Here is a 25,392-nt window from a genome sequence, read left to right as displayed (position 1 = left end):
CGCCTAGGAAACCCACTGCTGGTAGACGTCGACGACGCGGCCGCCGCGCGTGCCGGGCGCGTTCAGGAAAACGGAGACGGTGCCGTCGGGATGTGCCGCCGCCTCCGTCACCACCTGACGCAGGGTGGCGCGGATGCCGCCGTCGGCGTCGCGGTACAGCTCGGTATCGGCGTGCAGCCCCGCGCCGATCCGCTGAGCGGGCACGAACATCGCGGTGATCGCCGGAATCGGCCCCGCGCCGAGTGCCACGGTCTCCTCGTGGCTGAGCTGAGCGCCGATCCGATCGGGCTGGATCTGCGGTGCGAACGCGGTGGCCGAACCCGCGCCGAGTAGCACTCCCGCCGCGACGAACCCCGTGCCAAGGGCAGTGCTGGTGACGCCGAAACGCATGAAAAACCCTCCCGCTGATAGCCGAATCACTCCAGGCTCAGGTGCTGAGCCGCCCGGAGCGTAGTCGCAGGCCAATGGGCCTAGATCGAAATCTTTCGCCAATCGGGGCGGCGTGTCGGGCGTGTCGTCGGTGGGTCGCTGCGGTCTGGGTCACTGTGCTCCACCCTGTCGTCCGGCGTGCCGAGGCGAACTGAGACACTGGAATCCGTGAGTCTTACGCAGGTACCGGTTTCGGCCCAGCTCTTCGAGCGGGCGGCCGCCGTGATCCCGGGTGGCGTCAATTCCCCGGTTCGTGCGTTCAATTCGGTCGGCGGTACGCCGCGGTTCATCACCTCCGCGAGCGGCTACACCCTCATCGACGCCGACGGCAACGACTACGTCGATCTGGTGTGTTCGTGGGGGCCGATGATCCTCGGTCACGCCCACCCCGCCGTCGTCGAGGCCGTGCAGAAGGCCGCGACGAGCGGACTGTCGTTCGGTGCGCCGACCGAGGCCGAGATCGAGCTCGCCGAGGCCATCGCTGCCCGCGTCGATCCCGTCGAGCGGGTTCGCCTGGTGAACTCCGGTACCGAAGCCACGATGAGCGCGGTCCGTCTCGCCCGCGGCTTCACCGGCCGCTCCAAGATCATCAAATTCTCCGGTTGCTACCACGGTCACGTCGACGCGCTGCTGGCCGACGCGGGTTCCGGCGTCGCGACGCTCGGCCTGCCGACCTCGCCCGGCGTCACCGGCGCGCAAGCCGCCGACACGATCGTGCTGCCCTACAACGACCTCACCGCCGTCGCCGCTGCCTTCGAGGCGCACCCCGGCCAGGTCGCGTGCGTGATCACCGAGGCCGCCGCGGGCAACATGGGCGCGGTCGCGCCGCTGCCCGGCTTCAACGAGGGACTGCGCACCCTGGCTCACGACAACGGCGCGCTGCTGATCATGGACGAGGTGATGACCGGTTTCCGGGTCAGCGCCTCGGGTTGGTACGGCCGCGAAGGCGTCGCCGGTGATCTCTACACCTTCGGCAAGGTGATGAGCGGTGGCCTGCCCGCCGCCGCGTTCGGCGGTCGCGCCGAGATCATGAACAACCTCGCCCCGCTCGGCCCGGTCTATCAGGCGGGCACCCTGTCCGGTAATCCCGTCGCCGTCGCGGCGGGCCTGGCGACGCTGCGCGCGGCCGACGCCGAGGTGTACGCGGCGCTCGACCGCAACGCCGATCGCCTCGGCTCGCTCTTCGCGAAGGCCCTGACAGAGGCCGGTGTCGAGCATCAAGTCCAGTTCGCAGGCAATATGGTGAGCGTGTTCTTCGCCGAGCGCCCGGTGACCGATTACGCCGCCGCCAAAGCGAGCCAGACCTGGCGTTACCCCGCCTTCTTCCACGCCCTGCTCGACGCGGGCGTGTACGCGCCGCCGAGCGCGTTCGAGGCTTGGTTCGTCTCCGCGGCACTCGACGAGGACGCGTTCGACCGTATCGCCGCCGCTCTGCCCGCCGCCGCCCTCGCGGCCGCGGCCGCAACCCCCGAAGGATCCCTAGCGTGAGCTCCGACCAGCCCGACGCAGAATTCGCCCCAGTCCCGGCGGATAGCGACGAGGCGCCCCATCCTGCCCCCGCCGCCGCGCCGCCCGCCCTCGACGACGACCCGTCGAGCGTCGAAACCATCGTGCACGTGCTGCGCCACGGCGAGGTACACAACCCGAACGGCATCCTCTACGGCCGCCTGCCCGGCTTCAGCCTCTCGGTGGCCGGGCGCTCGCAGGCCGGTGCGGTCGCGCGCTCGCTGGCCGATCACGACATCTCGATGGTGATCGCCTCCCCGCTGCAGCGCGCCCAGGAGACCGCGGCGCCGATCGCGGCCGCCCACGACCTGATCGTGCGCACCGACGAGAACCTGATCGAAGCGGGCAACACCTTCGAGGGCCTGCGCGTGTCCGTCGGCGACGGTGCCCTGCGCAAGCCGCGGCACTGGTGGAAGCTGCGCGATCCGTTCACCCCGTCCTGGGGCGAGCCGTACCTGCAGATCGCCCATCGCATGCTCGCCGCGGTGAACAAGGCCCGCGTCGAAGCCGCCGGTCACGAAGTGGTGCTGGTCTCGCATCAGCTGCCCGTCTGGACGCTGCGCCGATTCCTGCAGGGCCAGCGGTTGTGGCACGACCCGCGCAACCGGCAGTGCTCGCTCGCGTCGCTGACCTCGCTGGTCTATCACGGCGACACGCTCGTCGACATCGTCTATTCCGAGCCGGCGGGCGCGTCGGATCCGTCGGTACACGGCGCATGACACGCTTCACCTCTTCGGGAACCGCCCGTGGCCGTCGGCCGCGGGCGCTGACCGCCGTGCTGTCCGCCCTGCTGGTGATCGCCGCCGCGGCGGGCTGTTCGACGGGTACCGATGCGGTTGCCACCGGTGGTGGGACCTTCGAATTCGTCTCACCCGGTGGTAGAACGGATATCTACTACGATCCGCCCGCCACCCGCGGAACGATCGGTACGCTCTCGGGGCCCGATCTGATGAACGAGGGAAAGACCGTTTCGGTCGACGATTTCCCGAACCAGATCGTGGTCGTGAACCTGTGGGGACAGTGGTGCGGCCCGTGCCGCGCCGAGTCGCCCGCTCTCGAAAAAGTCTTCGCGGCGACCAGAGATCAAGGCGTCGCGTTCCTGGGAATCAATGTCCGTGACCATCAGCGCGACAAAGCCCAGGACTTCGTAGTGGACAACAAGATCGAATACCCGTCCATCTACGACCCGTCGATGCGGACCTTGCTCGCTCTCGGCGGAAACTTTCCCACCAGTGTTATTCCGACCACGTTGATCCTGGATCGTCAGCACCGGGTCGCCGCGGTCTTCCTTCGCTCGCTACTTGCAGAAGATCTGCAGCCCGTGGTCGAGCGCATCGCCGCCGAGGAGAAGCAGTGAGCAGCCGTCGTCGTCCAGGAAATCTGACCGCGTGTCGTCCCCGTCAGGGCGCGCGCCGAATGGGTGCGGGCTGGACGGTCGATGACCGTTGGGCCGGCATCGCGACCGTCCCGCGTAGTGTCGCCGGTGCCGGTCTGTTCGATTTCGGCCCCGCGGAACCGGCCGAGACCGAGCGCACTCTGTCGTTGCCGCGCGACGAAGAGCGTGACATCGACGCGAGCAACGACGAGTGATTCCGCTCGCCGCAGTCGGGGATTCCTTCCAGCAGACGGCGGCATCGGGTCCGCTGTTGCTGGCGCTGGGAGCCTGCCTGCTCGCGGGCCTGGTGTCGTTCGCTTCACCGTGTGTCGTGCCGCTCGTCCCCGGCTATCTGTCGTATCTGGCCGGGCTGGTCGGTGCCGAGGCACCGCCTGCCACCAGTACCCAGGCCACGCTCACCGCGCAGCGCCGTAGTGCGAAGATGCGCGTCGCCGGTGCCGCCGTGCTGTTCGTCGCCGGGTTCACGGTGGTGTTCGTGCTGGCCACGGCCACTGTTTTCGGCGTGATCCAGACCCTCAATGTGAATCGGGAACTGCTGCAGCGCATCGGCGGCGTGGTGACGATCCTGATGGGTCTGGTGTTCATCGGCCTGGTCCCCGCCCTGCAGCGCGACACGCGGATGGAGCCGCGCAGGCTCACCAGCATCCTCGGCGCACCCCTGCTCGGCGGGGTGTTCGCGCTCGGCTGGACGCCGTGTCTGGGGCCGACGCTGTCGGGTGTGATGGCGGTTTCCGCGGGTACCGAGGGCACCACCGCCGTGCGCGGGGTGACGTTGATCGTCGCGTACTGCCTCGGTCTCGGGCTGCCGTTCATCGTGCTGGCCTTCGGATCGGCCGGTGCGTTGCGTGGGGTCGGCTGGCTGCGGCGTAATTCGCGCACTATTCAGGTAATCGGGGGTGTTCTGCTCGTCGCCGTCGGCGTCGCGCTGGTCACGGGGGCATGGGATCAGTTCGTCAGCTGGGTGCGTGACGGGTTCGTCTCCGAGGTGACTCTTCCGATCTGATGACTGACACACTGACCACTCCGACCACCCCCACCCCGCCCGTCCGGCAGTCGCTGCTGGGCCGGGCCTGGGCCCTGGTCCGAAATTCCTGGCGCGGCCTGACGAGCATGCGCACCGCGCTGGTGCTGCTGTTCCTGCTCGCTCTCGCCGCCATCCCCGGCGCGCTGCTGCCGCAGCGCAGCTTGAACGCGCAGAAGGTCGACCAGTACATCGCCGACCGTCCGACGCTCGGCCCGTGGATGGACCGATTCGAACTGTTCGACGTGTTCGGCAGTTTCTGGTTCACCGCCATTTACGTGCTGCTGTTCATCTCGCTGGTCGGCTGCATCCTGCCGCGCTGCTGGGACCACTACCGGGCGTTGCGCACCCCACCGGTGGCAGCGCCGCGCAACCTCGGCCGGTTGCCACACCACTTCAGCGAAACCGACGACCGCACGCCCGACGAGGTGATCGAGGCCGCTGAGACGTCGTTGCGTGGGTGGCGGACCCAGATTCGCCCCGGTCAGCGCGATGGTGAGGTGACGCTGTCCGCCGAGAAGGGCTACCTGCGCGAGTTCGGCAACCTGGTGTTCCACCTGTCGCTGGTGGGGCTGCTGGTCGCGATCGCGCTGGGCAAGCTGCTCGGGTACGAGGGCAATGTCATCGTAATCGCCAACAACGGTCCGGGCTTCTGCACGACCTCGCCCGCGGTGTACGACTCGTTCCGCGCGGGCAACGTCAACGACGGCACCGGCATGACACCGCTGTGCATCAAGGTGAAGGATTTCAAGGCCGACTACCTGCCCACCGGCCAAGCCGAGATGTTCCACTCGAACATCGAATACCAGGCGGGTGCGGACCTCAGCACCGACACGTGGCGTAGCACCGAGCTCCAGGTGAACCATCCGTTGCGCGTCGCCGGTGACCGTGTCTACCTGCAGGGGCACGGCTTCGCGCCGACGTTCACCGTCACCTTCCCCAACGGGCAGACCCGCACCGAGACGATCCAGTGGCGGCCCGACGACGCGCAGACCTTCCTGTCCAGCGGTGTGTTGCGGATCGACCCGCCCGGTGGCATGTACGCGACCGACGAGGAACGTCGACAGAACCAGATCGCGATCGAGGGCCTGTTCGCGCCGACCGCGCTGTTCCACGGCAGCCTGCTCACCTCGTCGTTCCCCCGGATGGACGACCCGGCCGTCGCGGTCGACATCTACCGCGGCAACACCGGCCTCGACACCGGCCGCTCGCAGTCGCTGTTCTCGCTGGACCCGGAGATGATCAAGCAGGGCCGGTTGACCAAGGAAGCGCGGGTCAACCTGCGTCCCGGCGAGTCGACCACACTGCCCGGCGGTACGAAGGTCACCTTCGACGGCGCAGAGGAGTTCGTGAACCTGCAGGTCTCGCACGACCCCGCCCAGCAGTGGGTGCTGGTGAGCGCGCTGACGATGATGGCGGGCCTGCTGGTGTCGCTGTTGCTGAAACGGCGGCGGATCTGGATCCGGACGTACCCGGTCGAAGACCCAACAGGTACCGTGGGTCAACGACGCACCGTAGTAGAAATGGGCGGTCTGGCCAGGAGCGATCAAGCAGGCTGGGGCGCCGAGTTCGATCGACTGCGGACACGGCTGCTGGGAGCGGAGAAGTGATCCGCGCACTCGACATGGAGACGGAATCCTGATGCAGATCGACGAAACGCTGGCCCGCTATAGCGACTTCGCCTTCATGTCGGCCATTGCCATCTACACCCTGGCAACGGTGCTGCTGATCGTGCAGTACGCCTCGGCGCGGGCGAAGGCGGTCGTCGGCCGTGAACAGGGAACCACGATCGACCCGTCATTGCCGGGCCGAATCGAGACCCCCGCCGGAAAATCGCGTGCGGAGCGCTTCGGCGACATGGCGTTCTCGGTGCTCTCGGTAGGCGCGGTCCTGCACATCACCTCGATCGTGCTGCGCGGTTTCGCCACCCATCGCTTCCCGCTGGGCAACATGTACGAGTTCACCACCATGGCCACCGCGGCCGCCGTGGTGATCGGTCTGATCTTCCTGCGCGATCAGCGCTACCGCGCCATGTGGGCGTTCCTGCTGGTCCCCGTGCTGATCCTGATGTTCCTGGCAGGCACGATCCTCTACGCCGACGCCGCCCCCGTGGTCCCCGCCCTGCGTTCGTTCTGGCTGCCGATCCACGTCACCATCGTCAGCATCGGCAGCGGCGTCTTCCTGGTCTCCGGCGTAGCCAGCCTGCTCTACCTGTTCCGCATGCGCCAGCCCGCGGGCGAAGAGTCGTCGAACATCTTCGGCACCGTTGCCCGCCGCCTCCCCGACGCCCGCACCCTCGACCAACTCGCCTACAAAACCACTATCATCGGCTTCCCCCTCTTCGGCGCAGGCGTCATCCTCGGCGCCATCTGGGCCGAAGCCGCCTGGGGCCGCTTCTGGGGCTGGGACCCCAAAGAAACCTGCTCCTTCATCGCCTGGGTCCTCTACGCGGCCTACCTCCACGCCCGAGCCACCTCCGGCTGGCGAGACACCAAGGCAGCCTGGATCAACATCGCCGGCTTCGTCGCCATGTTGTTCAACTTGTTCATCATCAACATGGTGATCAGCGGTCTGCACAGCTACGCCGGCCTGACCTGACCACACTCGACTCTGATTCGGTACCCGAGTCACGAGCTGAGCGTGCTACGGCGTTCTGTAGGAAAGTTTCGGCGTGCCAACAATGCAAGGGACAGCAGTCCGGTGGGTGGACGATGACAGCACCGCCGGAGGCGTAGTCGAGGTCGAGTTCGTCGATGCGGACGGCGCCGTGCACTCTGTGATCGACAAGCTGCCGGCCTTCTTGGGGCAGGACGTCGATGACTTCCAACCCGACTCACCCTTCCCGATGCCGTGCCCGATCGAAGTGATCGTGGCCGAGCACCTCAGCGGTGGCCGCACTGTCGTCGGCCTCCATTGGTCGGTATCGACCAACGATCAGGTTCGATTCATCGTGCCCACCGAGAACATCGCGTTGTGATCAGGTTGGGTGCGTGGACCGGGGATTTTCACGACGTGCCGTGGACCGAGATCGCGCGTCGATGCCGGGCGATGTCGGACAGACATCCCGAATTTCGCTATCTGACCGACATCGTGGACAGCGTCATGGAGTCCGGCTTTGATCAGCATCTGGCGGTGCAGACGACGATGCACGACCTGGTTGTGACCGTCAGGCCGATATCGCCGGGACGGATCGAGGAGGTCGTCGTCCGTGCGCCGGGATCGCTGGTTCCAGCGGCCGACGGGACGTTGGTGATCGAGTGCTTCTCCGATACCCGTCCGGCGTGATTGCGGCCGTGGCGATTTCGTTTGGCTGTGGAGTGTCGGGTACGGCGATCGCAGCGGCTGCGCCGGCCGTATCCCTGGAGCCGGTCGCTGTGGATATGGGCTCCGCCACGCCGTTCACGGCGTCCGCGGACCCGCAATCGGGCTCAGCCGCGCTCCCCGGTGCTCTGCTGCAATGCCTGATGAACGGGTCCAGTCTGTCCATGGGTATGCCGTTGTGCGTCTGACCTGAGGTCAGGTGTGTTCGCGCGGTCGAACGAGTGAGGCCCGGATTCTCGAATGAGCGTCCGGGCCTTTGTTGTTGCCGAGCGGGCCCGGTTGCCGAAATCCGACGATCCCGAATCGGTGGTCAGCAGTAGTAGCAGATCTTGTTGGCCGGGAGTTCTACGTGGCAGTTGAGGCAGACCGGTTTGCGGACCGGTTCTGGCTTGGGGATGGCTGCTACGGTGCGGCGGGCGGCGGCGGGGCGTTTGACGGCCGCTTCGGCTGCTTCGGCGGTGGCCAGGTCCGCGGAGGTGGACTGGCGGATGGCGGCGACCTTCGGGGGGAGGGTGGGGAGGCCGCCGTCGGCGGGGAGGTCGGTGGCGTAGTGCTGGTAGCACTGCCAGCGGGCCGCGGCGGCGTGCATCTCGAGGTCGTCGGGGATGGGCAGGCCCGCGAGCTCGAGGATGTAGCGGTAGCCGGTGCCGACCGTCTGGTTTTTGCGCACGCACAGCGCGCTCAGCGGGGGCTCGTTGTTCTTGTGACAGTTCTCGGCGACCTTGTCCAGCACGACGGGCAGCCAGTGCTGCCACTTCACCGCGGTCCGGATCCCGGACTCTTCCTGGACCAGCTCGGCCAGCTCGGTGTTGACGATGAAGTTGTTGAACCTGGTAGCGGTATCGGCCAGCACTTCGTGTGCCGCGCGAGTCCACTCCGACCGTGCCTCGGTGAACGTCACGGCGCTGCCGTCGGCCGCGCGCCACGTGGTCGGGACAGAACCCTGCTGCACATCAATCACCGGAATACGTTATCTACCCAGCTCTTTCGACGCGCAACGGGGGTATGTGCGTCAGCTCACGGCGACACACATCGCGAGGTCACTCGGTGGGGCCGGAGTCGTCGCGTGGTTGTTTGCCGAGGCGCCAGAGGAATTCCGGGTCGTCGTCAGGGCCGAGGACCGGTCTGCGCGGGGGCGGGCCGGAATTCGGGCGGGGCATTTCGGGGCCGAACGCCTTCCAGCACAACACCGCGATGGCCACGATCGCGATGAGTGCCAACAGGTACGTCACGTCGCTCACCTCCTGCTATCGAGGGTAGCCGTGTCCGCGCCGTGTGCACATCCGCAACGGGAGGGAAATTTTTGGCGAACGCGAGCCCGCGGTGGGCTCGCGTCGGCCGGTGAGTCAGCGGGGCGCTGCCTCGGTGGTCAGTGATCTGAGCAACTGCAGGACCTCGGACTCGCGGAAACGGCGATGTCCGCCCGGTGTGCGCAGGGAGCCGAGTCTGCCGGCATGAGCCCACCTGGTGACGGTCTTGGGATCTACGTGGAACATGGCGGCCACTTGGCCTGGTGTCAGCAGAGTGTCCTGAAGGCCGACGGTGATCGCAGTCATAGCTAACCTCTCCGTTCTCGACAGTTCCCTCATCAGTGGCGTCATCGTCGCACTGCGACCCCCACCTAGTCGAACCACCTACTGTTGGTAAAGGGGAAGTAATAGACAAAAGCCGCGAACGGGGCCGCATCGGCGGCGATCCGGGCGGGGCTAGTCTGTAGTCGTGAGTGAAGCAACAGGTCAGCAGGGTTCCGGCGCCGGAAAGCGACTGGTACGCAATCTCGCGCTCTACACGCTGGCCCGTCTCGGGCTGGTCGTCGTGATCGCCGCGCTGATCGTAGGCGTCGCCAAGTTGATCGGTGTCGAGGTGCCGGTCATCGTCGCGGCGCTGTTCGCGTTGATCGTCGCGATGCCGCTCTCGCTGACGTTGTTCAAGAAGTTGCGAGTGAAGGTGAACGAGGACATCGCCGTCGTCGACGCGCGCCGCCGCCAGGACAAGGCGCAGCTGCGGGCCCGCTTGCGGGGTGACGACGACAGCACGTCGGCATGAAATACCTCGACCGCAGCGCCCCGCGTGACTGGGTCGACAATGCCGTCCGGCTGATCGACGCCGACACCCAGCGCTCCGCCGACACCCACCTGCTGCGGTATCCGCTGCCCGCCGACTGGCCGGTGCAGCTCTACCTCAAGGACGAGTCCACCCACATCACCGGCAGCCTCAAGCACCGGCTGGCGCGGTCGCTGTTCCTGTACGCGATCTGCAACGGCTGGGTGACCGAGGGCACGACCGTGGTCGAGGCGTCGTCGGGTTCGACGGCGGTGAGCGAGGCCTATTTCGCCAAGCTGCTCGGCTTGGATTTCGTCGCGGTGATGCCGGCGAGCACGTCGCCGCAGAAGGTCGCGCTGATCGAAGCGCAGGGCGGCCGTTGCCATTTCGTCGATCGACCGCCGGACATGTACACCGAGGCCAAGCGCCTCGCCGCCGAATCCGGCGGGCATTTCATGGATCAGTTCACCCACGCCGAGCGGGCCACCGACTGGCGCGGCAACAACAACATCGCCGAATCGATCTTCGAACAGCTGTCGCTGGAGAACCATCCGGTACCGGAGTGGATCGTGGTGGGCGCGGGCACCGGCGGCACCAGCGCGACGATCGGGCGCTACATCCGTTATCGCAGGCATGCGACGCGCTTGGCCGTGGTCGACCCGGAACACTCGGCGTTCTACGGCGGCTACGAGACCGGTGACGCGGGCTACGAAACCGGAATGCCTTCGCGCATCGAGGGAATCGGCCGTCCGCGGGTGGAACCGTCGTTCGTCGGCCAGGTGGTCGATCGCATGATCGTGGTGCCCGACGCGGCCTCCATCGCGACCGCCCGCCACGCGAGCACCGCGCTCGGCCGTCGCGTCGGCGGCTCGACCGGCACGAACCTCTGGGGTGCCTTCCATCTTGTCGCCGAGCTGGTCGCGGCTGGCCGTAGCGGCAGTGTGGTCACGCTGCTGTGCGACGGTGGCGACCGGTACGCGGGCACGTACTTCGACGACGACTGGGTGGCCGCCCAGAACATGGATCTGACCGGCCCGACCGAGATCCTCAGCGAATTCGCCACCACCGGCCGCTGGAACGGCTGACAACTTCTTCCGCACCTCCTTCCTCGTCTGTTCGCGCTCAGCGATGTCAATTTTTGTTGACAAACGTGGCGGTCGTCAATCAAAATTGACGTCATGACCGATGCAACAACCCTCGCCTCAGCGGCAGGCAACCCCGACCCCGCGGTCGGGCTGCGTGCCGTTCTCGCGCTGCGCCGACTTGCCGACCGGCTCGAAACCATCCAGGTTGCCAATGCAAGAGCCAACGGCTGGTCGTGGCAGGCCATCGCCGAGGCGCTCGAGGTGAGCAAGCAAGCGGTCCATCAGAAACACAACCGAAAAGGTGGGACCCGCTGATGTTCGAGAAATTCAGTAAGAACGCCCGGATGGCGGTCGTCGCAACGCAAGAGGACGCCAAGCAGCTGGGGGCGGCGAGGATCGGCCCGGAGCACCTGCTGCTCGGCGTGCTGGCCAACGCGGAGCCGGACTTGGCGGCGGTACTCGCCACCCGCGACATCACGGCCGACAGCGTTCGTGCCGCCGTGGCTCAGCGGGCGACGGCGGACCCGCTGGGTGGCGACGACGCCGAGGCGCTGCGCTCGATCGGCATCGACCTCGACGCCGTCCAGGCCAGTGTCGCCGAGAATTTCGGTGCCGGCGCCTGGGATCGCGCCGAACCGGAACCCAAGCGCGGCCTGCTCGGTCGGCTACTCGGCGCCAACTGGGACCACATTCCGTTCTCCACCGAGGCGAAGAAGTCGCTCGAGCTCGCGCTACGCGAGGCGATCCACTGCAAGGACCGCGAGATCTCGTCGGCGCATCTGCTGCTCGGCATCCTGCGTGCCGCCGAGTCGACTACCGCCGATCTCGTCGGCGGGCGCGAGGCGGTATCGGGTCTGCGCACCGACGTCTACGGAATGCTCGACCGCGCCGCGTGAACTCGACTGCGCCAGACCCACCGCAATGCCCGTTTCCAGGCCTAGCATTACGTGTATGCAACTAGCAATACGGTTGGTCATCAACGCCATAGCCATCTGGGCTGCGGTCGCGTGGATCGACAAGATCGATGTCATCGTGCCGCCGGAATGGCAATCGGAGTGGGGCAACTGGGGCAAAGCCCTGGTCCTGCTCATCGTCGCCGTCGTGTTCACGGCCGTCAACGCCGTGATCAAGCCGATCGTGAACCTTCTGTCGCTGCCGTTCGTGATCCTCACGCTCGGACTGTTCCTGCTGGTGGTGAACGCCGCGATGCTGTGGCTCACCGCCAAGATCACCGAGATCACCGACTACGGCCTTCGCGTCGACGGCTTCTGGGCCGCGTTGTGGGGCGGCTTGATCATCACACTGGTCAACTGGGTGCTCGGCATCCTGGTACCGGACGGCGACTAGCTCTTGCCGACGGGCACACGGTGCTGGGACTCGGTGAACGGCGACAACTAGCCGAGTCCGACGGCCAGCGCGCTCAGTACTGACCAGGCCAGCAACGCCAGCCCGGAATCGCGAAGGGCGGGAATCAGTTCCAGCCCGCCCTTGCCGGTACGCACGGGCGCGTTGGCCCGGATCGCCAGCGGCAACGCGAGCAATCCGGCCAACGCCCATGGCGTGCTCGCCATCATCGCGAGGCTGATCACGAACGGCGCCGCGAGCAGCACCACGTGCAGGGTGCGGGTGCGCGCGTCGCCGAGTTTCACCGCGAGCGTGACCTTGCCGGACTCGGTGTCGGTGGGGATGTCACGCAGGTTGTTGGCCACCAGCACCGCGCTGGAGAACGCGCCGACACCGATCGCGAGCAGCAGGCCGACCCAGTCGACCCGCAGTGCCTGCACGTACTGGGTACCGAGCACCGCGATCAACCCGAAGAACACGAACACCGCGATCTCGCCGAAACCGCTGTAGCCGTAGGGCTTGCTGCCGCCGGTATAGAACCAGGCACCCGCCAGGCACACCGCCCCGATCAGCACCAGCCACCACGCGGTGGTCACGGCCAGCACCAGGCCCGCGACCGCGCCGATCGCCAGGCTGAGCACCGCGGCGGTGCGAACCGCCTTGGGGGAGGCCAGCTTCGAGCCGACCAGCCGCAACGGGCCGACCCGCTCGTCGTCGGTGCCGCGAATACCGTCGGAATAGTCGTTGGCGTAATTCACCCCGACGATCAGTGCCAGCGAAACCAGGAGCGCGAGTGCCGCTTTCCACCACACGGCCCCGTCGAGCGACGCGGCGGCGCCGGTACCCGCGAGTACCGGCGCGATCGCGTTGGGCAGCGTCCGCGGCCGGGCGCCCTCGATCCATTCCGCTGCTGTAGCCATGGATCGAAGCCTAATCCGACACCGGCGCCCCGCGCTCCTGGAGTCCCTCGCGGCGCCGCGGGCCGCGCCGTCAGTCCTGGGCGGATTCCGCGATCGTCTTGAGCCGGGCCAGGCCTTTGTCGAAATCCTTGCCGATGAGGTTGTCGATCGGGAACACCTTGCCCAGCACGCCCATCAGGCCGGAGTGAGTGCCGGTCATCTTCCAGATGACCTCGGTACCACCGGCGACCGGGTCGAGCGTGAAGGTGACGAAATTGGTGGCTTTGAACGGCTTCTCGAAGGTGAGCTCGACCCCGATCTCGCGTTCGGCGGCGGCTTTGATCTCCATCACACCCGCACCGGCTTTGCGGTTGCCACGCCAGGCGTAGCGGGCCCCGACGCCGGACTCCGGGCCGGTGTAGGTGCGGACGAGCTGGGGGTCGGCGTCTTCCCACGGCGACCACAGCCGCCACTGGTGGAAGTTATCGATCAGTGCGTGGATCCGTGCCGGCTCGGCGGCGATGGCGGTGCGCCGCGACACCTCGAAGTTGCCCATGTGCGTGAGCCTAAAGCGAGGTGGGGACAAATTCGCGGGACACATCGACCGTGGTGTCACCGGGTGCGCGAACCGGGAACCCGTCGTAGTGCTCGCCTACGATGACATCCGGCATGTCTGCACAGCACCGCGGCCACGAAGGGTCGCCATCCGAGGCTCTCTCCCGCGTTGTCGTGGGGGTGCTCGGCGTGATCGCGATCCGCCGCGACGACGCCATGATCGCGCTACCCGGTGCCCGCGCCCGGTTGCTGCTCACTGCTCTCGCGGTGCATCCCGGCCGGGCTCGCAGCGCAGCATCGCTGATCGACGAGGTCTGGGGTGACCAGCCACCTCGCGCACCGATGAACGCCCTGCACACTCAGGTCTCGCGACTGCGGGCACTGCTGCCGGAGGGGGCGCTGGAGATCGGGCCCGCCGGCTACCGCCTCACCTTGCCCGCCGACAGTGTCGACCTCACGGCGGTCGCCGCGCTCGCCCGCCGAGCCGACGAACACCTGGCAGCGGGAAACACCGCTGAAAGCCTCGCCACGATCGCTTCGGCCCGCACCCTGTGGCGTGGCGAACCGGGTGCCGACCTCCCCGATTCCGTTCCCGCCGACGACCTGTGCACGGCCGCCGACGACCTTCGCCGCCATCTCGATCAGACCGAACTCACCGCCCACACCACTCAGCGCGACTTCACCGCTGCGATCCCGCTGGCCCGCGCCGCCGCCACGGCTGACCCCCTGGACGAATCCGCCCACACGACCCTGATCCGCCTGCTCGCCACCGCGGGCCGAACCAACGAGGCGCTGGAAGTCTTCGCCACGTACCGCCGGCGCCTGATCGAAGAACTCGGCGCCGAGCCGGGCCCCACCCTTCTCGCCCTCAACACCGCGGTGCTGCGTGGCGAACCGATCGAGTTCCCCGGAACCCGCGCGCCACAGCACAAACCTGAGGCCGACCCGAGCGTCTCGACGCCGGCGAATGGCGCTGGATCCCGGCCCACCGACGGGCACCACCCGGCCGGCGCCTTGCCTCATCCCGGTGGAGCCACGGCAGATCCGGTCGACTCATCAGCGAGTTCGACCAGCGACGGTGGGTCTCAGCGGACCGGCGCGCCAGCCGCCGTGGGCGACCGGGAACGGCCGAACGCTTTGCCTGTCGAAGCGGCGAACGGCGGCACGGCCGACCGGTCGACGCCACACCCACGAACCGCAGTGGGCCTGCGTGCCGCACCCAATGAATTGCTCGGTCGCGCAGCAGATCTCGACGCGATCACCGACCTGGTTCTGCGCTCGCGAGTGACTACGGTCCTCGGTCCCGGCGGTACGGGCAAGACCAGGGTCGCCAACGCGGTGGGTGAACGGCTGGCCAGCTCGGCGCCGGTGGTGCTCGTCGAATTGGCCTCTGTGCAGGCCGAATCGGAGGCGGGGGCACAATCGCGCACTGGTATCGAGGTCGCGATCGGGCAGGTGATGGGCGTCGGCGAGGTGCGCGAACCGGGCGCCCTCCGAGCAGGCAGGCAGATCGACGCGAGCACCCGCCTGCGTGAAGCGCTCGCGGCGCGGCCGATGGTGCTGATTCTGGACAATTGCGAGCACGTGATCGATGCCGCGGCCGAGGTGGTCGCCGATCTCGTCGGCAGTTGCGCTCAGCTGACCGTGCTCACCACCAGCCGCGCACCGCTGGCGATCACCGCCGAATCCGTCTATCCCCTCGCGCCTTTGGCGATCGACGCGGCCGGTTCGCCCGCGACAGAGCTTTTCTCGGCTCGCGCACGGGCCGTGCGCCCCGATGTGCGTCTCGACCCCGATACCGTGGCCAGGCTGTGTCGCACCCTCGACGGTCTCCCGCTGGCGATCGAGCTCGCCGCGGCTCGGGTACGCACGATGGGCGTCGCCGAGATCGAGACCAGACTCGAACATCGTTTCGCCCTGTTGCGCACCGGTGATCGATCCGCGCCACACCGGCATCGCACCCTGCACGCGGTGATCGCCTGGAGCTGGAACCTCCTCGATCCCGATCAGCAGGTGACGCTGCGCAGGCTGAGCCGTTTCCCGGCCGGTTTCACCCTGTCCGCGGCCGAGATCGTCGCCGCGGGCCCCGATGTGGCCGCCGCGGTCGACGGGCTGGTCGGCCAGTCCCTGCTCACCGTCCTCGATGACCCCGACGGCGCGGGCATCCGCTATCGCATGCTCGAAACGGTCCGCGAGTTCGGCGCCGAACAGATCGCCGCCGTCGACGCGGTGACCGACGGCGCCGAATCCGCGCTCGTGCTCGACCGGATGTTCTGCTGGGCGCGTGAATTCGCGCTGGAGTCGTTTCGCGGCTACCGCGGCGGCGACCAGGTGGCGTCGGTGCTCGCGGTCAGTGCCGACCTGGACAACCTGGTCGCCGTGCTGCGTACCGCCGTCGAGCAGGCCGACGCGCACACCGCGTACTCGGTGTTTCCGGTGGTCGCGATGGTGTGGGTGATGCGTGGCGCGCACCTGGAATTCACCGGGTGGGCAATGCGAATGGTCGCCCTCGCGCCGCCGCCTGCCTCGGCCGAGGCAGCCGACCTGCAGATGATCGCGCATCTGCTGACCTGTCTGCACATGCTGTTCCTCAAGGACGGTGGTGTCCGCGCGACAGCGATCGTGCGCACACGTGCGCGACGGCTGCTGACGCACCCCGATCTCGATCCGGGCCTGTCCTTCCTCGCTGCGGTGATCACCGTGGCGCCCAAGCCGTTCCGGTTGGGCAGGCTGTTCGCGCGGGGCGCGCGTTCACACCATCCGCAAGTGCGGATCGCCGCGCTGGTGGCACGCGCCAACTTCTGGGAGAACGGCGGCAACGTCGCGGGCTCGACGCGTGACTCCTTCCGCACACTCGACGACATGGATCCGGCGGAGGTGTGGGGGATGGCGACGGTATGCCAGCACCTGGCCCAGCTGTCCGGCCAGTCCGCGCGCTATGACGACGCGGTGACGTACTACCGCCGCGCGCTGGAGCTGATGGGCAAGCTCCGCGTGCACGACGAGATCATGGAGAGCCGTTGCTACCTGGCCGCCGCTCTGGTCGGCGGCGGCCGGCTCGAGCAGGCGCGTGCCGAACTCGACTTCGTGGTGCGGCCCGACGTTTCCGGTGTCAGCCCGGTCGACGACCCGACGGTTCGCCGTAACCACCGGCTGGCCAACGCTGCCACCGCCCTCGCCGAACTCGAACTCGCCGAGGGCGATATCGACGCCGGGCTCCGTCATTACCGCCGCGCGCTGGAACTACTCGGCTGGCCCGATTTCGAACCGACGCCCGGTCCCGGTTCGTTGATGGTGGCGGCGGCCACCGTCAGCGCCCACGTGCTGCACGGCCGCGCGTCCGTTGCCGCCGACATGGTGGCCCAGATGACCGAGACCGCCGATCAGCGGCTCGCGCAGTACATAGATCTGCCGCAGATCGGGGCGGTCGCGTGCGCGCTCGGTTCCTACCTGCTCACCACCGAGGACCAGCGCGCCGACGGCCTCGAACTACTCACCCTCGCCAGAACATCGGTGGCCAGGCAGGACGGTCCATCGATGGAACTGGCCGCCCACCTCGCCCTGCATCGGAGCGTGGTGGGCGATGCCGCGATGGATGCCGCGCTGCGGCGCGCGGCGGGTACGCGTCGTCTCGACGCCGCGATGCGCATCATCGAGATCATCGCCGGACTGCGCTGACACGACAACGGCACCCGACCCGGTGGATCGGATGCCGTTGCGGGATTTCAGGCGCGGCGCATGTAGGCCCGCACCGCCAGTGGCGCGAATATCGCGATCACCACGAGCGAACCGACCAGCGACCAGACGAGGTCGGCGCCGTAACTGTTGCTGTTCATCAGTTCTCGGCAGGTGTTGACCATGTAGTACACCGGGTTGACGTGGTTGAGCCCCTGCATCCAGCCGGGCATGGTGCTCACCGGAGCGAACGCGCCGGACATGAACGTCAGCGGGAACATCACCATCATCGAGATACCCTGCACCGACGCGGCGCTCTTGCCGGTGACGCCGACCAGCGCCCAGATCCAGCTCACCGCGAACGAGCACACCACGACCACCAGGCAGGCCGCGACCACGCCGACCAGCCCGCCGCCGGGCCGGTAGCCCAGCGCCAGCCCGACCAGCACGGTCAGCGTCGAGGCGATGCCGTAGCGGACCATATCCGCCAGCAGCGCGCCCGCCAGCGCCGAAACCCGCGCGATGGGTAGGGATTTGAAGCGGTCGAAGACGCCCTTGTCCATGTCCTCACGCAACTGCGTGCCGGTGACGACGGAGGTCAGCACCACGGTTTGCACGAGGATGCCCGGGATCAGCACCGGCAGATAACCGGACACGCTGCCCGAGATCGCGCCGCCGAAGATGTAGGTGAACAGTGCGGTGAACAGAATCGGCTGCACCGTCACGTCGAAGAGTTGTTCGGGGTTGTGTTTGATCTTGAGCAAGCCGCGATAGGCCATCGTGAACGAGGTGGAGATCGTGTCGCGCAGGCTGATTCGGTCGCTGGCCTGGGGCAGATCGCCGGTTGTCGCGGGAGCGGTGAGTACAGCGGTCATGCCGCGCTCCGTTCGGTGTCGTCGGATTCGTCGGCCGGGTGGCCGGTGATGGTGAGAAAGACTTCGTCCAGCGTCGGCTTGCTGACGGTGATCTCCTCGACCCCGACCTCCCAGTCGCGCAACCGGATCAGCAGGTCGGCGGTGAGATTCGGGTCGGGCAGCGGCGCCGTGAGCCTGCCCGCTTCGGGGCTGATCTGCGCGCTCACGCCGAGGAAGTCGCCGACGATGCGGCGGGCCTCGTCGAGTTGTTCGGGGTCGACCAGGGTCAGGTGCACCGAGGATCCGCCGATGGACGCTTTGAGCTGGTCGGCGGTGCCGTCGGCGATCACCTTGCCGCGGTCGATCACCGCGATCCGGTCGGCCAGCTGGTCGGCCTCGTCGAGGTACTGGGTGGTGAGCAGCACCGTCGCGCCCTCGCGGACCAGCCTGCGGATGGTGTCCCACATCTGGGCGCGGGTGCGCGGATCGAGGCCGGTGGTGGGCTCGTCGAGGAACAGCAGCGGCGGAGTGGAGATGAGGCTGGCGGCGAGGTCGAGGCGCCTGCGCATGCCGCCGGAGAAGTTCTTCAGCGGTTTGTTCGCGGCCTCGGTGAGGTCGAACTCCTCGAGCAGTTCGACGGCCTTGCGACGGGCATCGGGCCTGCTCAGGCCGAGCAGCCTGCCGAAGATGATCAGGTTCTCGGTGGCGCTGAGCATCTCGTCGACCGAGGCGTACTGGCCGGTGACACCGATGAGTGAGCGCACCGCGTTCGGTTCGGCCACCACGTCGCGGCCGAAGATCCGGGCGCTACCGCCGTCGGGGCGGAGCAGGGTCGCCAGCATCTTGATGGTCGTGGTCTTGCCGGCGCCGTTCGGTCCGAGTACGCCGTACACGGCACCGCGCGGCACCGCCAGGCTCACCCCGTCGACCGCGCGCTGCTTGCCGAACACCTTGACCAGCCCGTCCGCCTCGACGGCGAGGGATGAAGTGGGTGTGTAAGTCATGAGCACCACCGTGCCCACTCCGACTTGCACGCCCCTTGCACGGCGCTGTCGGCGACCTCTTGCGTGGCTATTCGGCCAGAAGGAGTTTGCGCAAGGCCGTGCGGTCGGGTTTGCCGGGGCCGCGGAGTGGGATCTCGGACAGGACGGCCAGTTCACGCGGTGCGGCGATCGAGTCGAGCTCGGCCACCACATGCGCACGCAACTCGTCCAGCGTCGGCGCCGCACCGGGTGCGGGCACGATCGCGACCGCGACCCGCTGACCCAGCCGCTCATCGGGCAGACCGAGCACGATGCACTCGCGGATACCGGGATGATTGGCCAGCACAGCCTCCACCACCTGCGGAATCACCAGCAATCCGCCGGTCATGATCGCCTCGTCGAGCCGCCCCGAAATCGAGAGCACACCGTCTTCGAACGAACCCGCGTCCTCGGTCCGGAACCAGCCGGGCTCGGCGAAGGCCGGATGATCGGGCAGATTGCGGTAACCGCGCGCGATCATCGCCCCGCCGAGGATGACGCGACCGTCCTCGATCCGCACCTCGGTGCCGTCGAGCGGCACGCCGTCGTAGACGCACCCACCGCAGGTCTCACTCATCCCGTACGTGCGCACCACGGTGATACCCGCGTCCTGCGCCCGCTCCAGGACCGGCACGGGCGTGGCGGCACCGCCGACGAGCACACCGTCGAGTTCGGCCAGCGCCTTGGACGCCACCGGTGAATCCAGCGACTTGATCAGCTGTGTCGGCACCAGCGCGGTATAGCGGCGCGGCCCGCGCATCGCCCCAACGGCACCGGCCAGCGCCTCGGGCAGGAACCCACCCGACACATCGAGCACGGTCGGCTCGGTCCCGGCCAGGATGCTGCGCAGCAACACCTGGATCCCCGCGATGTGATGGGTCGGCAGGGCGAGCAGCCAGCTGCCGGGCCCGCCGAGCCGATCGTGGGTGGCATTGCCGCTGGCCCGCAGCGCTTCGGCGCCGAGCAACGCCCCCTTCGGGATACCGGTCGTGCCCGAGGTCGTCACGACCAGCGCGACATCGTCATCGATCGGATCGCCCGGCTTGAGCGCATCGGAGAGTCTGCGCGCCTCCCGGCGATCGGTGGTCGGGATCGGCAGCCACGCCGGACCACTGCCATCGAGGGCTTGCCGCAGGTGGGGCATCACTTCGCTGACCCCGGAACCGGTAGGCATCTGCAGCGTCCGCAGGGTCTTACTCACCCCACACCTCCGGAAACAGCTTGCCGCGCGCCCTCACGGCTTCGATCGTGTCATGCGAGCGACAAGACCCGGCCAACGGGTCGGTTTGCCGGGAAACGGGTCGGGAAAGCCAGACATAGCGACTGCGATTCAGTAGATGGACACCACACGCGCTGCGGTCCGGACGACGTCGGTCGGGCGCTTGCTCGCAGCTATCGTGCTCGGCCGAGCCGTCATCGGCAACTCGGCTCGACCGCCTTCGCTGCCCTCTCACTCCGCCGACCAGCGCGGATCCCGCCGGATCGGATGTTCGGCAGGAACCTGTACCAGCACGATCGCGACCCCGTCCGGGTCGCGCACCCACATCTCCCACAGACCCCACGGTTCGAGCACCGGTGGGCGTTCGATCGCAATCCCCTTCAGCGCCAACTCCGCCGCGGCATCCTCGACATCGCGCACCTGCAACCAGATCGCGCCGTCGAAGCTGCCGGACTGCCCGCTGCCACCGTGCGCCGCGACCTCGAGCAGCGACTGACCGGCGTAGAACACCGTGCCGCCCGGGTACTCCCGCGCGATCGCCAAGCCGAGGCCGTCGCGGTAGAACGCCAGCGTGCGCCCATAATCGCTGGGACGCACGATGATCCGGCTGTTGAGAATCTCCATGGGGTGTCCGTTCTCAGAAGTACCAGGGGTAAGGCGTCCAATCGGGCTTGCGCTTCTCCAGGAACGAGTCTCGGCCCTCGACCGCCTCGTCGGTCATGTACGCCAGGCGGGTCGCCTCGCCCGCGAACAGCTGCTGACCGACCAGACCATCGTCGAGCAGGTTGAACGCGTACTTCAGCATGCGCTGCGCCTGCGGCGATTTGCCGTTGATATCGGCGGTCCACTCGAGCGCGACGTTCTCCAGCTCGTCATGGTCGACGACCTTGTTCACCGCACCCATCTGATGCATCTCCTCGGCCGTGTAGGGCCTGCCGAGGAAGAAGATCTCGCGAGCGAATTTCTGGCCGACCATCTTCGCCAGATACGCGCTGCCGTAACCACCGTCGAACGAGCCGACGTCGGCATCGGTCTGCTTGAACTTCGCGTGCTCGCGCGAGGCGAGCGTCAGATCGCAGACCACGTGCAGGCTGTGCCCGCCACCGGCCGCCCAACCGTTGACCAGCGCGATCACCACCTTGGGCATGAAGCGGATCAGCCGCTGTACTTCCAGGATGTGCAGCCGGCCCGCGCGTGCCGCGTCGACCGTGTCGGCGGTCTCGCCATCGGCGTACTGGTAGCCGTTACGCCCGCGGATGCGCTGGTCGCCACCGGAGCAGAACGCCCAGCCACCGTCTTTCTCACTCGGGCCGTTGCCGGTGAGCAGCACCGCGCCAACGTCGGGAGTCATCCGCGCGTGATCGAGCGCGCGGTAGAGCTCGTCGACGGTGTGCGGGCGGAACGCGTTGCGCACCTCCGGCCGGTCGAACGCCACCCGCACCGTGCCCTGCTCGAGGTGCCGGTGATAGGTGATATCGGTCAGGTCCTCGAACCCGGGGACGGTCTGCCACAGCTTCGGATCGAAAGTCACGAACACGATTATTGCCCTATGGTCCGACAGCGCGGTACATGGTCGTAACACCGCAGCTCGAGCGGTCGCCGCATACTCTGAGCACCCGATGCGTATAGTTGCGCCTGCTCGTACATCGAACCGATCCGGAGGAACCTGAAAGTGGTTGCAGCACTGTCTGAATCCCTGCTCGACGACGCCAAGCGTCCGGCTTTCCTTGCTGACGCCGTCGAGGTGCTCGACGCCGAGGTCTCGGACAAAGGTGGTGCGTCCGGCCTGGCCGTGAAGGGTGGCTACGCGGCTGTCAAGAAGATCAGCCCGACCATCGTTCCCGACGGCCTCGCGTCGCTGGCGCCGAAACTGCTCGATCAGCTCCAGCCGTACTGGGCCGAATTCACCACCACCGGCACCGGCACCTTCGCCGATCTGCTGGCGGCGAAGTCCGACGAGGTCGCCGAATCGCTGCTGGCCGTCACCGACGCTCGCGCCGAGTCGTCCACCCGGCCCGCGCTGAAGAAGGTGTACTCGTCGATGCGTGGTTCGGCCAAGAAGCACGTCATCGAGGCACTGCCGCGCGTGGGCGATCTGGTGCAGAAGCACGCGGGCTGAGCAGTATGGCGAGGTAGCCCTCGCCGCGATCGTTGCAGAGAGGCCGGTGCAGTTCGGGTCAACCGAACCGCACCGGCCTTTCGCGTCCGCGGGTGACGACGCTCACGTCAACTGGGTATGTGGTGGCGGCGGACACACCGATTCCCGGTCGGCGGTAAATTCCGGGATGGCCTGTGTGACAAATATTACCGCCCCGGTGAACGCCAGGATAATTGCGGGTTTCCACGAATTCGACAAATGCGCGCCGGGCGCATTCGCGATTGACAAGTACCCTGCCTTATCGGTTACGTTGCCAATCAAGCGATTCGGAACGTGAATTGCTTCGAATGACTGCATTGCACAGGTCGAAAGGAAGTTTGCTCACATGATCTCTCGCAAGACCCTCGCCGCCACCGGTGCTGCCGCTGCCGCCGCCGTCATGTTCTTCGGTCCCGCCGTCGCGAGCGCCGACACCGGTTCCGCCGACGCCTCCTCGGGCTCGGCCGACGTCCTGACCGGCTCGTCCGCCGGTTCGGGCGTGCTCGAGTCGGGCAGCGCCGCGGTCGACAGCGCGACCTCGGCCGTGCTCAACATCATCGAATCCATCACGGGCATCACCGATCTCACCGCGCCCGCGGAGTGAGCTGAATATTCGTTCGACCAGCCATTTACCGGGTTGGCAGAAATTTCGGCGGCGGGCCAATGGCTCGCCGCCGGATTTCTTTCTCCAGTTGTTCTCTTTGCGATTCGATGAATATCGGCGATGTAGTTATATCGACTATTGCCGTTCGCTGCGTTCGGCCGTGCGCGCAATGGTTGTTGGAGTGTGCTGCCCCACTCGGTGACGCAGGCAACGCGGGCCGGGGGCAGACGGGCGCGCGCCGGTCTGACAGGCTGTGATTGTGAATCCGTCTACTGCGCAGGCACGAGTGGTCGTCGACGAGCTCGTCCGCGGCGGCGTCCGCGAGGTGGTGCTGTGCCCCGGATCGCGCAACGCGCCACTGGCCTTCGCGCTGCAGGCGGCCGACGCGGCAGGGGAACTCCGGCTGCACATGCGTGTCGACGAGCGCACCGCGGGGTTCCTCGCGATCGGCCTCGCGGTGTCGTCGGGGCGACCGGTTCCGGTCGTGATGACCTCCGGCACCGCGGTGGCGAACCTGGGTCCGGCGGTGCTGGAGGCCAATTACGCGCGGGTGCCGCTGATCGTCGTCAGCGCGAACCGGCCTTACGAGATGCTCGGTACCGGCGCCAACCAGACGGTGGAACAACTCGGACTGTTCGGTTCGCAGGTGCGTGCCACGATCAGCCTCGGGCTGGCCGAAGCCGAGGCGGGGGAGGCGGCCTATCCGCGGCAGAACAGTGTGTGGCGTTCGTCGGTATGCCGCGTGCTCGCCGCCGCGCGCGGAACCCGTTCCGGCAACGCCGGTCCCGTGCAATTCGACATTCCACTGCGTGAGCCGCTGGTCCCCGAGCTTTCCGACGATCCGCTGCCTGTCGGTCGCGAAGGTGAACGGCCATGGACGGCAACCCAATACGCCACTCTCGACGTTCCCCTCGACATCGATCTGACGCCCGATACCGTCGTCATCTCCGGCCACGGCGCGCGCCTGCTGCCCGAACTCGCCGCGCTGCCAACGGTGGCCGAGCCGACCGCGCCGATGCACGGACCCGCCCTGCACCCGCTGACGCTGTCGCTGCTGAAGCCGACCCAGGCGATCATCACCGGCCGTCCGACCCTGCACCGGCAGGTCTCGCGCGTGCTCGCCGATCCGGATGTCACCGTCTTCGCGCTCACCACCGGTCCGCGCTGGCCCGACGTCTCCGGCAATGTCGTCGGCACCGGCACTCGGGCGGTGACCACCGGCGCGCCTGATCCCGCGTGGCTGGCGCGGTGCTCGGAACTGAATCAGCAGGCCGAATCGGTGGTGCGCGCCGAGCTGGCCGTGCATCCCAAGGCGACCGGCCTGCATGTGGCGGCTGTGGTGATGGACGCGCTGCGCGAAGGCGATCAACTGCTGCTCGGCGCGTCGAATCCGGTGCGCGATGCCGCGCTGGTCTCGAATCCGCGGCCGGGTATCCGGGTGCTGTCCAACCGTGGTGTGGCCGGTATCGATGGCACGGTGTCCGGTGCGGTCGGTGCCGCCCTCGCGCATCCGGGCCGCACCGTGGCGCTGATGGGCGACCTGACCTTTCTGCACGATGCGGCCGGGCTGTTGATCGGGCGCGGCGAACCGCGTCCGGACAACCTCACGATCGTCGTCGCCAATGACGACGGCGGTGGCATCTTCGAGCTGCTCGAACAGGGCGATCCGCAGTACGCGGGCGTGTTCGAGCGGGTGTTCGGCACACCGCACGGCATGGATCTGGCCGCGCTGTGCGCTGCCTACCGCATCCCGCACCGCCAGGTCGACCCCGCCGAACTGGCCGTGGAACTGACCGGCGACGCGCACGGGCTGCGGGTGCTCGAGGTCGCGACCGAGCGTTCCAGCCTGCGTGAACTCCACGCGGGCCTGCGGGCGAAGATCGCCGGTTAGGCGTACCTCCGCCTTCGCTCGGGCCTGCTACCCCTCCTCGGCGACGGTGAATTCGTCGGCACCCTCGTCGAAGGGCACGGGGATGGTTTGTTCGATGACGTCGGCCGGATTCGCGGAGTCGGCATCGCGGGTGACTCGCGCGGCCATCTCGTCGGTGTAGTCGGCAGCGTCGATGTAGGCCGGATCGTCGGGGTCGTCGTCGCGGAAGGCGGACTGCTCCTGCTCGACGCGATCGGCCTCGGGGACCTCGTCCAATGGGCGAGTGGGTTCGTAGTCGATCATCGGTGCTCCTCGTTCGTCGGCCTGCTCGATCGTGTGAGCCTCGGACGTGATGTGCGCTGATCGGGTCCTGCGCTGTCCAGCGTGCGCCGATCCGGTGCGCGCGGCAACC

General features: G+C 67.6%; 30 protein-coding genes. 18 read left to right on the top strand and 12 right to left on the bottom strand.

Features of this window, described 5'->3' with window-relative positions; all coding sequences use genetic code 11:
* Positions 1-3: 3 nt before the first annotated feature.
* A complete protein-coding gene (locus ACQHI0_RS25310; RefSeq protein WP_427904290.1) occupies positions 4-390 on the bottom strand; it encodes a hypothetical protein in 387 nt (128 codons plus the stop codon).
* A gap of 198 nt (positions 391-588) precedes the next feature.
* Here ACQHI0_RS25310 and hemL point away from each other — a divergent pair, with 198 nt between their 5' ends.
* The 9 genes from hemL (at position 589) to ACQHI0_RS25265 (ending at position 7,637) form a co-directional block, all read left to right on the top strand.
* Positions 589-1,917 carry a glutamate-1-semialdehyde 2,1-aminomutase gene (hemL, locus tag ACQHI0_RS25305; protein ID WP_427909291.1) on the top strand — a complete coding sequence of 443 codons (1,329 nt, stop codon included), beginning with the start codon at positions 589-591 and terminating at the stop codon, positions 1,915-1,917.
* A gap of 119 nt (positions 1,918-2,036) precedes the next feature.
* Positions 2,037-2,654, top strand: coding sequence for a histidine phosphatase family protein (locus ACQHI0_RS25300; protein ID WP_427909290.1), 618 nt, complete (start codon positions 2,037-2,039; stop codon positions 2,652-2,654).
* Positions 2,651-3,292, top strand: coding sequence for a TlpA disulfide reductase family protein (locus ACQHI0_RS25295; RefSeq protein WP_427904289.1), 642 nt, complete (start codon positions 2,651-2,653; stop codon positions 3,290-3,292). Before ACQHI0_RS25300 ends, ACQHI0_RS25295 begins: the two co-directional genes overlap by 4 nt.
* The gene (locus tag ACQHI0_RS25290) at positions 3,289-3,525 is read left to right on the top strand and encodes a hypothetical protein (protein ID WP_427904288.1); all 237 of its coding nucleotides are present in this window, start codon (positions 3,289-3,291) and stop codon (positions 3,523-3,525) included. The genes ACQHI0_RS25295 and ACQHI0_RS25290 overlap by 4 nt, the downstream gene beginning before the upstream one ends.
* Positions 3,522-4,334: a cytochrome c biogenesis CcdA family protein gene (locus tag ACQHI0_RS25285; RefSeq protein ID WP_427904287.1), complete on the top strand. Its 813-nt coding sequence runs from the start codon at positions 3,522-3,524 to the stop codon at positions 4,332-4,334. Before ACQHI0_RS25290 ends, ACQHI0_RS25285 begins: the two co-directional genes overlap by 4 nt.
* The gene (gene resB / locus ACQHI0_RS25280; protein ID WP_427904286.1) at positions 4,334-5,962 is read left to right on the top strand and encodes a cytochrome c biogenesis protein ResB; all 1,629 of its coding nucleotides are present in this window, start codon (positions 4,334-4,336) and stop codon (positions 5,960-5,962) included. The genes ACQHI0_RS25285 and resB overlap by 1 nt, the downstream gene beginning before the upstream one ends.
* 31 nt (positions 5,963-5,993) lie before the next feature.
* Entirely contained in the window at positions 5,994-6,950 is a 957-nt protein-coding gene (gene ccsB, locus ACQHI0_RS25275) for a c-type cytochrome biogenesis protein CcsB (RefSeq protein ID WP_427904285.1), read from the top strand.
* Positions 6,951-7,056: 106 nt separating this feature from the next.
* A complete protein-coding gene (locus ACQHI0_RS25270; protein WP_427904284.1) occupies positions 7,057-7,329 on the top strand; it encodes a hypothetical protein in 273 nt (90 codons plus the stop codon).
* A gap of 35 nt (positions 7,330-7,364) precedes the next feature.
* Entirely contained in the window at positions 7,365-7,637 is a 273-nt protein-coding gene (locus tag ACQHI0_RS25265) for a hypothetical protein (RefSeq protein WP_427904283.1), read from the top strand.
* Positions 7,638-7,983: 346 nt separating this feature from the next.
* On the opposite strand, the gene ACQHI0_RS25260 is transcribed toward ACQHI0_RS25265, so the two are convergent.
* The 3 genes from ACQHI0_RS25260 to ACQHI0_RS25250 all read right to left on the bottom strand — a co-directional run bounded on the left by ACQHI0_RS25260 (position 7,984) and on the right by ACQHI0_RS25250 (position 9,229).
* Positions 7,984-8,634: a hypothetical protein gene (locus ACQHI0_RS25260; RefSeq protein WP_427904282.1), complete on the bottom strand. Its 651-nt coding sequence runs from the start codon at positions 8,632-8,634 to the stop codon at positions 7,984-7,986.
* 79 nt (positions 8,635-8,713) lie between these two features.
* Positions 8,714-8,905, bottom strand: a complete 192-nt coding sequence (locus tag ACQHI0_RS25255; protein WP_266293729.1) for a hypothetical protein — start codon at positions 8,903-8,905, stop codon at positions 8,714-8,716.
* Between the two features lie 114 nt (positions 8,906-9,019).
* Complete coding sequence (locus tag ACQHI0_RS25250) at positions 9,020-9,229, bottom strand: BldC family transcriptional regulator (RefSeq protein WP_056814442.1); 210 nt, start codon at positions 9,227-9,229, stop codon at positions 9,020-9,022.
* Between the two features lie 163 nt (positions 9,230-9,392).
* On the opposite strand from ACQHI0_RS25250, the gene ACQHI0_RS25245 reads away from it, so the two are divergent.
* From ACQHI0_RS25245 to ACQHI0_RS25225, 5 genes are all read left to right on the top strand, one after another.
* Positions 9,393-9,719 (top strand): DUF4229 domain-containing protein, encoded by a 327-nt coding sequence (locus tag ACQHI0_RS25245; RefSeq protein WP_410870875.1) that lies wholly within the window; start codon positions 9,393-9,395, stop codon positions 9,717-9,719.
* Positions 9,716-10,801, top strand: a complete 1,086-nt coding sequence (locus ACQHI0_RS25240; protein ID WP_427904281.1) for a PLP-dependent cysteine synthase family protein — start codon at positions 9,716-9,718, stop codon at positions 10,799-10,801. Before ACQHI0_RS25245 ends, ACQHI0_RS25240 begins: the two co-directional genes overlap by 4 nt.
* 93 nt (positions 10,802-10,894) lie before the next feature.
* Positions 10,895-11,116 carry a hypothetical protein gene (locus ACQHI0_RS25235; protein WP_019049431.1) on the top strand — a complete coding sequence of 74 codons (222 nt, stop codon included), beginning with the start codon at positions 10,895-10,897 and terminating at the stop codon, positions 11,114-11,116.
* Positions 11,116-11,697: a Clp protease N-terminal domain-containing protein gene (locus tag ACQHI0_RS25230; RefSeq protein ID WP_427904280.1), complete on the top strand. Its 582-nt coding sequence runs from the start codon at positions 11,116-11,118 to the stop codon at positions 11,695-11,697. Before ACQHI0_RS25235 ends, ACQHI0_RS25230 begins: the two co-directional genes overlap by 1 nt.
* A 55-nt stretch (positions 11,698-11,752) precedes the next feature.
* Positions 11,753-12,148, top strand: coding sequence for a phage holin family protein (locus tag ACQHI0_RS25225; protein ID WP_427904279.1), 396 nt, complete (start codon positions 11,753-11,755; stop codon positions 12,146-12,148).
* Positions 12,149-12,195: 47 nt separating this feature from the next.
* On the opposite strand, the gene ACQHI0_RS25220 is transcribed toward ACQHI0_RS25225, so the two are convergent.
* Both ACQHI0_RS25220 and ACQHI0_RS25215 read right to left on the bottom strand, forming a co-directional pair.
* Positions 12,196-13,065 (bottom strand): 1,4-dihydroxy-2-naphthoate polyprenyltransferase, encoded by an 870-nt coding sequence (locus ACQHI0_RS25220; protein WP_427904278.1) that lies wholly within the window; start codon positions 13,063-13,065, stop codon positions 12,196-12,198.
* Positions 13,066-13,135: 70 nt separating this feature from the next.
* On the bottom strand, positions 13,136-13,600 hold the full coding sequence (locus ACQHI0_RS25215; protein ID WP_427904277.1) for an SRPBCC family protein: 465 nt from the start codon (positions 13,598-13,600) through the stop codon (positions 13,136-13,138).
* Positions 13,601-13,713: 113 nt separating this feature from the next.
* On the opposite strand from ACQHI0_RS25215, the gene ACQHI0_RS25210 reads away from it, so the two are divergent.
* A complete protein-coding gene (locus ACQHI0_RS25210; protein ID WP_427904276.1) occupies positions 13,714-17,277 on the top strand; it encodes an AfsR/SARP family transcriptional regulator in 3,564 nt (1,187 codons plus the stop codon).
* Between the two features lie 47 nt (positions 17,278-17,324).
* On the opposite strand, the gene ACQHI0_RS25205 is transcribed toward ACQHI0_RS25210, so the two are convergent.
* The 5 genes from ACQHI0_RS25205 to ACQHI0_RS25185 all read right to left on the bottom strand — a co-directional run bounded on the left by ACQHI0_RS25205 (position 17,325) and on the right by ACQHI0_RS25185 (position 21,900).
* A complete protein-coding gene (locus ACQHI0_RS25205) occupies positions 17,325-18,149 on the bottom strand; it encodes an ABC transporter permease (RefSeq protein WP_427904275.1) in 825 nt (274 codons plus the stop codon).
* Entirely contained in the window at positions 18,146-19,132 is a 987-nt protein-coding gene (locus ACQHI0_RS25200; RefSeq protein WP_427904274.1) for an ATP-binding cassette domain-containing protein, read from the bottom strand. The genes ACQHI0_RS25205 and ACQHI0_RS25200 overlap by 4 nt, the downstream gene beginning before the upstream one ends.
* Positions 19,133-19,199: 67 nt before the next feature.
* Positions 19,200-20,324, bottom strand: coding sequence for an o-succinylbenzoate--CoA ligase (gene menE / locus ACQHI0_RS25195; protein ID WP_427909289.1), 1,125 nt, complete (start codon positions 20,322-20,324; stop codon positions 19,200-19,202).
* Positions 20,325-20,600: 276 nt separating this feature from the next.
* Complete coding sequence (locus tag ACQHI0_RS25190) at positions 20,601-20,993, bottom strand: VOC family protein (protein ID WP_427904273.1); 393 nt, start codon at positions 20,991-20,993, stop codon at positions 20,601-20,603.
* A 13-nt stretch (positions 20,994-21,006) separates the two neighbouring features.
* Positions 21,007-21,900, bottom strand: a complete 894-nt coding sequence (locus tag ACQHI0_RS25185; RefSeq protein ID WP_427904272.1) for a 1,4-dihydroxy-2-naphthoyl-CoA synthase — start codon at positions 21,898-21,900, stop codon at positions 21,007-21,009.
* A gap of 141 nt (positions 21,901-22,041) precedes the next feature.
* Between ACQHI0_RS25185 and ACQHI0_RS25180 the strand changes: the two genes are divergently transcribed.
* The 3 genes from ACQHI0_RS25180 to menD all read left to right on the top strand — a co-directional run bounded on the left by ACQHI0_RS25180 (position 22,042) and on the right by menD (position 25,001).
* Positions 22,042-22,488, top strand: coding sequence for a DUF6918 family protein (locus tag ACQHI0_RS25180; protein ID WP_427904271.1), 447 nt, complete (start codon positions 22,042-22,044; stop codon positions 22,486-22,488).
* Positions 22,489-22,852: 364 nt separating this feature from the next.
* Complete coding sequence (locus ACQHI0_RS25175; protein WP_427904270.1) at positions 22,853-23,110, top strand: hypothetical protein; 258 nt, start codon at positions 22,853-22,855, stop codon at positions 23,108-23,110.
* 259 nt (positions 23,111-23,369) lie between these two features.
* Positions 23,370-25,001, top strand: coding sequence for a 2-succinyl-5-enolpyruvyl-6-hydroxy-3-cyclohexene-1-carboxylic-acid synthase (gene menD, locus ACQHI0_RS25170; protein ID WP_427904269.1), 1,632 nt, complete (start codon positions 23,370-23,372; stop codon positions 24,999-25,001).
* Between the two features lie 27 nt (positions 25,002-25,028).
* On the opposite strand, the gene ACQHI0_RS25165 is transcribed toward menD, so the two are convergent.
* Positions 25,029-25,283 carry a hypothetical protein gene (locus tag ACQHI0_RS25165; RefSeq protein WP_427904268.1) on the bottom strand — a complete coding sequence of 85 codons (255 nt, stop codon included), beginning with the start codon at positions 25,281-25,283 and terminating at the stop codon, positions 25,029-25,031.
* Between the last annotated feature and the right edge of the window lie 109 nt (positions 25,284-25,392).

This window comes from Nocardia sp. FBN12 (genome assembly GCF_050320175.1).
Classification (GTDB): domain Bacteria; phylum Actinomycetota; class Actinomycetes; order Mycobacteriales; family Mycobacteriaceae; genus Nocardia.
This window is presented reverse-complemented; position numbering and strand designations above follow the sequence as displayed.

Coding starts and splice junctions, on each gene's coding strand:
- ACQHI0_RS25310 (WP_427904290.1), bottom strand. CDS start 390: ATGCGTTTCGGCGTCACCAGCACTGCCCTTGGCACGGGGTTCGTCGCG.
- ACQHI0_RS25295 (WP_427904289.1), top strand. CDS start 2,651: ATGACACGCTTCACCTCTTCGGGAACCGCCCGTGGCCGTCGGCCGCGG.
- resB (WP_427904286.1), top strand. CDS start 4,334: ATGACTGACACACTGACCACTCCGACCACCCCCACCCCGCCCGTCCGG.
- ccsB (WP_427904285.1), top strand. CDS start 5,994: ATGCAGATCGACGAAACGCTGGCCCGCTATAGCGACTTCGCCTTCATG.
- ACQHI0_RS25250 (WP_056814442.1), bottom strand. CDS start 9,229: ATGACTGCGATCACCGTCGGCCTTCAGGACACTCTGCTGACACCAGGC.
- ACQHI0_RS25240 (WP_427904281.1), top strand. CDS start 9,716: ATGAAATACCTCGACCGCAGCGCCCCGCGTGACTGGGTCGACAATGCC.
- ACQHI0_RS25235 (WP_019049431.1), top strand. CDS start 10,895: ATGACCGATGCAACAACCCTCGCCTCAGCGGCAGGCAACCCCGACCCC.
- ACQHI0_RS25230 (WP_427904280.1), top strand. CDS start 11,116: ATGTTCGAGAAATTCAGTAAGAACGCCCGGATGGCGGTCGTCGCAACG.
- ACQHI0_RS25225 (WP_427904279.1), top strand. CDS start 11,753: ATGCAACTAGCAATACGGTTGGTCATCAACGCCATAGCCATCTGGGCT.
- ACQHI0_RS25220 (WP_427904278.1), bottom strand. CDS start 13,065: ATGGCTACAGCAGCGGAATGGATCGAGGGCGCCCGGCCGCGGACGCTG.
- ACQHI0_RS25215 (WP_427904277.1), bottom strand. CDS start 13,600: ATGGGCAACTTCGAGGTGTCGCGGCGCACCGCCATCGCCGCCGAGCCG.
- ACQHI0_RS25210 (WP_427904276.1), top strand. CDS start 13,714: ATGTCTGCACAGCACCGCGGCCACGAAGGGTCGCCATCCGAGGCTCTC.
- ACQHI0_RS25205 (WP_427904275.1), bottom strand. CDS start 18,149: ATGACCGCTGTACTCACCGCTCCCGCGACAACCGGCGATCTGCCCCAG.
- ACQHI0_RS25200 (WP_427904274.1), bottom strand. CDS start 19,132: ATGACTTACACACCCACTTCATCCCTCGCCGTCGAGGCGGACGGGCTG.
- menE (WP_427909289.1), bottom strand. CDS start 20,324: ATGCCTACCGGTTCCGGGGTCAGCGAAGTGATGCCCCACCTGCGGCAA.
- ACQHI0_RS25190 (WP_427904273.1), bottom strand. CDS start 20,993: ATGGAGATTCTCAACAGCCGGATCATCGTGCGTCCCAGCGATTATGGG.
- ACQHI0_RS25175 (WP_427904270.1), top strand. CDS start 22,853: ATGATCTCTCGCAAGACCCTCGCCGCCACCGGTGCTGCCGCTGCCGCC.
- ACQHI0_RS25165 (WP_427904268.1), bottom strand. CDS start 25,283: ATGATCGACTACGAACCCACTCGCCCATTGGACGAGGTCCCCGAGGCC.